Consider the following 8794-nt stretch of genomic DNA (forward strand, 5'->3'; position numbering starts at 1 on the left):
GTCCATGTTCGACGAGGTCAACGCCCTCGAGGCCGATGACATGGCCTCACTGTCGGTAGCATTGAKGCTCTTGAGGTCAATCGTCCGACGCTAKGGGCTGCTGTCCCCGGCGTCGCAAATGGAGGTGCTGTGGCAATCTTTACGGACCCTATCAGGGAGCATGCTGATTTTGGCCCGGGGGATGCCGAGTGGCTGCACCTCCTGGTCGGCGACTGGCAGATGGTCGCCGACCTCGCGTTCGCCGACCTCGCCCTGTGGTTCCCGCATCCTGAGCTCGGCTACGTGGCGCTTGCCCACGTCCGCCCCTCCACCACGCACACGGTGTTCCACGCCGACTTCGTGGGGGAGGGGATCAGGTCGGACCTGCAGCCGCTGGTCGACAAGGCGTGGGAGAGTCGCGTGATCGAACGCTCCAACGAGACCAACTGGAGCAGCGACATGGCGCTCCGGGTCGAGGCGGTCCCGATGGTCCGCAACGGCCGCACCCTGGCGATCGTCACGTCCCATATGGATCTGTCCAGTTCACGGATGCCCTCCCGGCTCGAGCTCACGTACCGGCAGTGCGCCTACGATCTGCTGCGCATGGGCACCCTGGGCCTGTGGCCGGACTTCGCCTCGCCCACGGGTTCGCGCCGCGGTGCCCCGCGTGTGGGCGACGGCCTGATCAGGCTCGACGCCGAGGGGATCGTGCAGTACGCCAGTCCCAACGGGGTTTCCGCATTCCGCCGGCTCGGCGACGGCGAGTCCCTCGAGGGCCGGTCCCTCGCCGAGGTGACCGCCGGGCTCCTGAAGGACCGGCGCATGGTCGATGAAACACTGCCGCTCGTGGTCACGGGMCGCATGCCGTGGCGCAGTGAAATCGAGTCACGCGGCGTGAGCCTTTCGCTGCGGGCCATCCCGCTGCGCGACGAGCATCAGCKGTTCGGCGCCCTGGTCCTCTGCCGCGACGTCTCGGAGCTGCGCCGCCGGGAGATGGAACTGGTGACCAAGGACGCCACCATCCGCGAGATCCATCACCGGGTGAAGAACAACCTGCAAACCGTTGCGGMCCTTTTGCGGATGCAGTCGCGGCGCATGGTCAGCGACGAGGCCAAACAGGGGCTCGAGCAGGCCATGCGGCGGGTGGCGACCATTGCCCTGGTGCACGAGACGCTGTCCCAAGGCTTGACCCAGAGCGTCGATTTTGATGAGCTGATCGGCCGCCAGTTCCGCCTCTCGGCAGAGGTCGCTTCACCCTCGCAACAGGTCAAGACGCAGCGCTCCGGGCTCTTCGGCGATTTGCCKAGCGACTTCGCCACACCGTTGGCCCTCGTCATCAATGAACTCGTCACGAACGCCGTTGAGCACGGGCTGGAGGGACGGACCGGCACGGTCTGGCTGGTCGCCGACCGCTCGGAAACCGAAGAAGGGGACGAGCTTCTCACCGTACGGGTGGAGGACGACGGGGTCGGGCTGCCGGACACGCCGTATGTCGAGGGCCTGGGCCTGCAGATCGTCCGCACGCTCGTCACGAGCGAACTGGGCGGCACCATCCACTGGCAGGCCAGGGATGGCGGCGGAACCGCAGTACAGATCGTCCTGAGCCTTACGACGCATTGAGCCGGCCAAAGGGGCGGTGATTTTCGTGGACGCCGCTGCCCGGCGGCGCCGGCCACGTTGACCGGAGGCCCGTCACGGGCGCACGCCCCGGCCGGGTCCGCGGGACAGCGGAGAGCGGCTTAAACGGACAGTGGCCGCGGACCTGTCGGTCCGCGGCCATTGTTGCAGGGGTCTTGCGGTAGCTGCCGGCGCTCCGGCAGCTGGATCAGGAAGCGCGCCGGGCGCGTGCGGCGCGGCGCTTCAGGGCACGGCGCTCGTCCTCGCTCATGMCGCCCCAGACGCCGGCGTCCTGGCCGGACTCCAACGCCCATTGCAGGCAGGTGTCCACAACGGGGCAGCGCCGGCAAACGCTCTTCGCTTCCTCGATCTGCAGGAGGGCAGGGCCGGTGTTTCCAACGGGGAAKAACAGCTCCGGGTCCTTGTCAAGGCAGGCTGCGCGGTTACGCCAATCCATGCTGATCAGTCACTCCATTCCTGGGAACTCGTTAAATGCCTTTGTGAAATTATTCACTAGAGGCTTCATAAGAAAAGGGCCCATTGGGGCCCCCTCGGTCATCTGGATTAAGCGTGTCATGTTAACGCTGTGTAAACAAGGGGTAATAGAGGTCAAAATGCCTCGGGACCGTGAGCGATGCATCACATTGAGTAGCGGCGTCCTCACATCTAGACGACTATGTCCGGTAGTGTGCCAGTGTGTCAAGGCCCCCCGTGAACMCCGAAGATCCCCGCGAAAATGCCGCTGAAAATGCGGGCGACAGTCCAAGCAACCATGCCGGGGGGCATCCCGGCGAAAAACCCCTGCGGCGCGAGGCCGGCGACCCCGCCGCAGCAGTCGTGCGGCCCCGCGCCGTCGTCGTCGTTGCCGTCGTGGTAGCGCTTGAAGCCGCGGCCCTGCTCCTGGCGGGCGTCTGGTACGGGACCCAGCTCGTGACCGGGGCGCCGGTGCTGTCCTTCTGGGGCGCCGTCTTCACGCTGTGCCTCCTTCTGGCGGCTTCCATCTGGCTTTTCGCCGTCGCACGCTTCCTCCTGCGGGGGTTCCGCTGGCCGCGGGCAGGTGCCCTGATAGCCCAGCTCATCGYCCTGACCATCGGCTTCCCGACCCTGACCGGCGGCTATCCGCTGGCCGGACTGGCCATGGTGATTCCCGCAGTCACCGCCATTGTGCTCCTGTTCGACAAGCGGGTCATCGCCTTCGGCTCACGGGCAGCCGGAGCCCCGCCGGCCCTGTAGCGGCCCGCAGCCTTACCTCCCGCCCGCTCACGTCGAGTCCTGTAGCGGCCCGTCACGTGCGCCACCCTGTCCGGGGGATATGCCGACCGGCCCGCCGGCAGGTCGGTCCGCAGCCAGTTGGACGGGCGTCGCCCGGCCGTCGGATATGACGACGGCGCGTCCCGGCGGAGGATTCTGTTCCGGTTCGAACCGGACGCCGAACATGTCGCCGTCGATRAGCCCCCGCGGACGAATCAGGACCGMCCGTCCCTGGCTGCGCGCGATGCCGGCGAGGGTTACGCGTTGCCCGAAGCCGGGGCCGAAACCCGCGGCCAGGACCACACGCCAGCCCAGGCTGTTTAGGGCCGCCAGGTAGCTGTTGGCCTCGGGCAGGAGCAGATCAGCGTCATCTGCCAGCGCTATCGCAGTCCGGTCGAGGGTGCCCGCGAGCGCGGAGGCATGGACTGCGGACCAGTATTGGCCGGGCTCGGTCCCAGGCGGCGGTGAGAGCCAGGCTCCTGCACGGTTCATGGCCGGGAGCGCAGCCAGAAACGTGCTCTTCCCGGAAGCCGGGCCGCCAAGGACCGCGAGGACACCGCCGGCCGGCAGCCGGACTCCACACGGCCGGAGCTCGTCTCCGGCCACCCCGATGAGCAATTCGGTGGCCGGKACCTTGACCAGTGCGGTACCGGGCACTGCACCATCCACTCCATGCTTCACTGCGGTAGACGCGGCAGCGATCGTGGACGCGGGTCGCACGGACGGCGCAGGCGACGCAGTCCGATGGCCGCCCCCGGGAGCGCCGCGGCCGGCCAGAACCTCGCCCACCGTCACCAGTGTTGGCAGGGCGTCGACCCGAAACGGCTTCGTCGTGACGGCTCCGAAAACCCGGCTCCGCCCGTCCGCTGCCTTCGGCTCGAATATCTGGGCCGGGTGCCCGGTTGCCCCGGGAGCCGGGACGAAGGCACCGAATACGGCGACGCGCCCGGGGAGCGGCTCCAACGCCGGAAGCCGCGGCCAGGCAAGACGGYCCTCGTCGGTGGACCCCGCGGGGAAGAAGATCCGGTTTGGCAATGCGGCGAAAAACCGGGACGTCACGAGCTCGCGCTCGCCGGAGGCCACAACAGTGATCCCGGCCCGGGGTCCATCGCGCACGATGTCATGGACCAGGTCTTCGGCCCATGCCAACGGCCCGGAACGGAAGGCCGACAYCCAGGCACCCCAGGCGTTGAGCACCAGGACCAGCAGGGGCCGGGGCGAGGCCGACGGCACACTGAGCCGGATGGTGACTTCGTCCGCGACGCGCTGCAGCACCCTGGCGGCCCGGCGGAGTTCGTGCAGGCCTGCCACCGCGCCGGACCGKGGTGCCGCCGCGACGCAGCCGAAGGCACCGGTGGCGTCGAGGAAGTAGAGGTGCGACTCCAGATTGCCGGCCAGGAGCTGATCGACTGCGAGGGCCAGAGTGGCGTCGCTGGTGCCGGCCCCGTCGCTGGTTCCGACCCCGGCGCCGACGAGGCCCAGATGCMCGTGCCTGGCAGGGCTCCAGCTCAGTTCCCTGACGCATTGGAGTTCCGGCAGGTCCACCMGGCCCAACCGGATCAGGTCCCGTTCGGCATGCCCGGGACCCGGGTACGGCAATCGTTCCGGCAGGGGGTCCGCTACCGGCCGGCGCGKCAGCGGGCCGCCGCGTTCCTGCCACAGGCCCGCAACGCCGTCGATGAGCGGCGCGGCCACCTGTGCCGGCGTCCGGGCCGCGGCGCCGGAGTCTTCCTGCCGGCCGGGGAAGCCGTCGGCCGCGAGGCCGACTGTCTGCGGCCGGGTCAAAGTCTCCGTGACTGTGCGCACAATGACTGTACCGTCTGTCGGCGCGTCCGTCCCGGACGTCATCGTGGCCGTCTGGAACTCCTCCGGGGCTTGTGTGCCGCGGATCAAGAACGCCCGCCCGGGCCGTGCGATGGGGATGGCGGCCGCGAGGCCGGAGCCCATGACGTCGAGCGATTCGAGGCCGGACTGGACCCGGAGGGCGATGCAGGTGGTGACATTGGCCCTGATGTCGGCGTTCAGGGCTCCCTGCGGGCGCTGGGTGGCCATGATGAGATGGATCCCCAGCGACCGGCCGACGGCAGCAATCCGCATGAGTTCGGACAGGGCGCCGGGGGCTTCGTCCACCAGGATCCTGAACTCGTCAACGACGATGACCAGATAGGGCACGGCCGGGCCGTCCCCTGGTGATGACTCATACGTCGCAAGATCCGGCGCATTCACCCGAGCCAGCAGCTCTTCCCTGCGCCGAACCTCGGCCCGCAATGAGACGAGCGTGCGCTCCACATCGGGAGCGCTGAGATCCGTCAGCAGGCCGACGCAGTGCGGGAGCCCGGTCAGCGGGCCCAGGCCCGAACCGCCCTTGAAATCTATAAAGAGCAGGTTGACCCGGTCCGGGGGATGACTGGCTGCGAGCCCGGCGGCGAACGTCCGCAAGAACTCCGATTTCCCGGAACCCGTAGTCCCTGCGACCAGGAAGTGCGGACCGTCCGCCTTCACATCGATCCGAATGGCCCCCGCGCTCCCCGCACMGACAACAACCCCCAGTCCAGCGGCGGGGCCGGTCCGGGCCCAGCGCCGGGAGATATCCGCAGCCGCGAGGGGAAGAACGTCCGCCAGTCCACAGCGGTGCGGGACGGCTGGCGGGAGAGCCGCCGGGGTGCGCCCGGTCGCGTTGAATTTGCGGCAGAAGCGGTCAAAGACACCCGGCGGGACAAGATCAGGGATGAACTCCAGAGGTGGGGCGTCCGCCGTGATGAGGGCGCAGGGCCGGCCGAGGACTATGCCGGGGTGCTGATCGGGGCCTTGTTCCGGTAGATACTCAATCACTCTCCAGCCGTGTGCCGTGGCCAAGTGCCGCAACGTGGGCCGCGTGCCGGCAGCGCCCCGACCGGCAGCGCCCCGACCGGCAGCGCCCTCGTCGGCAACGTCCGGACCGGCCGAGGCACTGAACTGCCTGGCCTGCCAGGGAGCGTCCCAGAGGATGAGGACTCCGTGGGCATATCCCTCCCCGGGGCCKCCAGCCAAGCGGGCTGCGGTGACAGCGTGAGTCGCGGACAACGTGACGCCGGGCAGGAAGCGCGCCGCCAACGGCAGCGTGTCCGCCGCGCCGTGCAGGAGCACACACGTGCTGCCGGCCTGGGGGTAGGCGGCCAGTTGCAGGATGAAGGAGCGCAGCAGCCCGGCGGCGGCGGACCCGGGCCCGTGGATAGTCACCACCGCAGACGCCGGGTCCAAGGTCAGGGGCGCCGGACCTAGGGGCGGGGGCCGGAAGCCGGATTCCGGCGGTTCCAGCCGGATATTCGCCCGCTGATCCGCAAGGCCGAGTCGTAGCCAGATGCCCGGAGGCTCCCCGCGGGATGCGCCGCGTGGTGCGTAGGCCTCGGCCGCAGAAGTAAGAACAAGGTCCGMCGCGGAGGGGGCGGCCTGCCGGCGTCGGTCCCGGTCSTGCAACACCGCCGCCGCAATGGCAGCGGCGAGCTCGCGGCGCTGGCGCCGACCCGACAGAACCGGGACGAGGAYGGATACGGCAGATACCGCGGTAAAGGCCAGGAACATCCACATGCCGGTGAGCAGCGCCAGGCCGATGCCGGTCAGGAGCGGCAGCACCGCGGCCAGGACTACGGCGGCCCGGTGGCTTGGGGCAGCGGTGCCGCGGACAACAAGTGGCTCGGCCACGCTGCCGCCTGCATACGCCGTCAGGGAGGCCGCCGCAGCGTCCGGCTCGGTCGGCGGCCCTAGCCGGAGCGACATGGTGGAGTCGCCGCAGCGGATCGAGGACGCCGTGGTTACCGGCGCCGACCGCACTTTGCGGCCGTCGATGCTGGTTCCGTTCGCGCTCCCGAGGTCGACGATCGTGACGGCMGAGTCCGAGACGTCCAGGCGTGCGTGCTCCCGGGAGAGTGCGGCGTCAGGGATCCGGATCTCTGTCCCGCTGCGTCCGATCCGGAACTGGCCCCGCTGCAGCGCGACGACGGTGCCTGTGCCGGGACCGCTGTTGACGGCGAGCAACAACATGCCAGGTTTCGGGTGCCCGGGCCGGGGCCGGGATCGCGCGGCGGAACCATCAGGAGACGCGGTGCCGGCAAACCTACCGCCTGCAAGCCCGGAGCCGCTAGTGGACAGAGCACCRTCAATCAGCACGGCGCCCGGGACCAGGGGAGCGACGCCCACCGTCATGGCGGCGACCGGGGCTCCCCGAACAAATAGTTCACCTGTCCCGTAGCGCCGGGCGATGGCAGCTTCCAGATCTGCGCCGGTGCAAGGGGCTGGMACATCGACGGCGAGTTCGATGAGCTGCCCGTCCGGCGTCGATCCAGACCCGTGCGTGCCCTGCATGAGAGTGCCGTGGAGGGCAGTGCCCGGCACGAGCGTGCAGTGGAAGATCATCAGGGGCGTCCTTTCCCGCGTGGCGGCCCGCTTTCCACGTTAGGGACGCGTCGGCCCGGTTGCGGCCGCGAAATTGGGCTATGTGGACAACCCGGGAGCACGCAGCTCATGCGGTTCACCMGTGCCGCACGMGCTCTGCAGCCGAGCCACACCCGCGCMGCATACGGGCTGCAAGCGCGCCGCATACGGGCCGCGCGACGCGGGCCGGGCGCCGACTGCAATGGCGCCTCGGGTAGGCTAGAGCAGCAGACAATGCGCAACATTGGGCTGCCCGCATTCGAATCAGGAGAGTTTGTGACCGCTGACCTCGTCATCGTAGGGTCGGGCTTCTTTGGCCTGACAATCGCAGAACAGGCCGCCACAGAGCTGGGCTTGAAGGTAGTCGTCATCGACCGCCGCCACCACATCGGCGGCAATGCCTACAGCGAAAAGGAAGAACAGACCGGCATCGAGGTGCACCGCTACGGTGCCCACCTCTTCCACACATCCAACKACCGTGTGTGGGAGTACGTGAACCGCTTCACCACCTTCACGAACTACGTCMACAAGGTCTATGGCGTGCACAAAGGCGAGGTCTACTCCCTGCCCATCAACCTGGCCACGATCAACCAGTTCTTCCGGGCCAACCTCACCCCCGGCCAGGCGCGGGAACTGATCACCGAACAGGCCGGCGAACTGGCGGGCACCGATCCGCAKAACCTGAACGACAAGGGCATCCAGCTCATCGGCCGCCCTCTCTACGAGGCGTTCATCAAGCACTACACCGGCAAGCAGTGGCAGACGGATCCCAAGGACCTGCCCGCGGGCATCATTTCCCGCCTCCCMGTCCGGTACAACTACGACAACCGCTACTTCAACGACAAGTACGAGGGCCTGCCGACCAACGGCTACACGGCCTGGATCGAGAAGATGGCCGAGCACCCGAACATTGAGGTCCGGCTCAACACGGACTTCTTCGACGAGTCGCACGATTACAGCAAGGACAAAGTGGTCGGCACCATCCCGGTTGTTTATACCGGTCCCGTCGACCGCTACTTCGACTACGCCGAAGGCGACCTCTYCTGGCGCACGATCGACTTCGAGGAAGAAGTCCTCGACGTCGGCGATTTCCAGGGAACTTCCGTGGTCAACTACAACGACGACGACGTGCCGTTTACGCGCATCATCGAACCGCGCCACTTCCACCCGGAACGCGACTACCAGACGGAGAAGACCGTCATCATGCGCGAATTCTCCCGCGCGGCGGAAAAGGGCGACGAGCCCTATTACCCGATCAACACTGCCGCCGACCGGGAGCGCCTGCTCAAGTACCGCGACCTCGCGGCAGCCGAGAAGGACGTCCTCTTCGGCGGACGCCTCGGCACCTACAAATACCTGGACATGCACATGGCCATCGGCTCTGCCCTGACCATGTTTGAGAACAAGATCCGGCCGCATTTCGAGGCCGGCGCCACGATTGAAAGCGGAGGAGTGGACGCATGAGCGCCGCTGAAACGACACCCGACTGGAACCCGATTCAGCGGGTCATCCTGCCATCGACGGACCAGACCGACAC

At 68.1% G+C, this 8794-nt stretch carries 5 protein-coding genes; 3 read left to right on the plus strand and 2 right to left on the minus strand.

What is annotated here, in order from left to right:
• The first annotated feature begins 129 nt into the window (after window positions 1-129).
• Window positions 130-1599 (plus strand): sensor histidine kinase, encoded by a 1470-nt coding sequence (locus AC1DBQ_RS19265; protein ID WP_476930037.1) that lies wholly within the window; start codon window positions 130-132, stop codon window positions 1597-1599.
• Between the two features lie 205 nt (window positions 1600-1804).
• Here AC1DBQ_RS19265 and AC1DBQ_RS19270 read toward each other — a convergent pair whose 3' ends face one another.
• Window positions 1805-2053, minus strand: coding sequence for a WhiB family transcriptional regulator (locus AC1DBQ_RS19270; protein ID WP_476930038.1), 249 nt, complete (start codon window positions 2051-2053; stop codon window positions 1805-1807).
• 254 nt (window positions 2054-2307) lie between these two features.
• Between AC1DBQ_RS19270 and AC1DBQ_RS19275 the strand changes: the two genes are divergently transcribed.
• Complete coding sequence (locus AC1DBQ_RS19275) at window positions 2308-2829, plus strand: hypothetical protein (protein ID WP_476930039.1); 522 nt, start codon at window positions 2308-2310, stop codon at window positions 2827-2829.
• A gap of 27 nt (window positions 2830-2856) precedes the next feature.
• Here AC1DBQ_RS19275 and AC1DBQ_RS19280 read toward each other — a convergent pair whose 3' ends face one another.
• Window positions 2857-7239 (minus strand): FtsK/SpoIIIE domain-containing protein, encoded by a 4383-nt coding sequence (locus AC1DBQ_RS19280; protein ID WP_476930040.1) that lies wholly within the window; start codon window positions 7237-7239, stop codon window positions 2857-2859.
• 294 nt (window positions 7240-7533) lie between these two features.
• Here AC1DBQ_RS19280 and glf point away from each other — a divergent pair, with 294 nt between their 5' ends.
• The gene (gene glf / locus AC1DBQ_RS19285) at window positions 7534-8721 is read left to right on the plus strand and encodes a UDP-galactopyranose mutase (protein WP_476930041.1); all 1188 of its coding nucleotides are present in this window, start codon (window positions 7534-7536) and stop codon (window positions 8719-8721) included.
• The last annotated feature ends 73 nt before the right edge of the window (window positions 8722-8794 follow it).

This window comes from Arthrobacter sp. 10T413_2 (assembly GCF_056394205.1).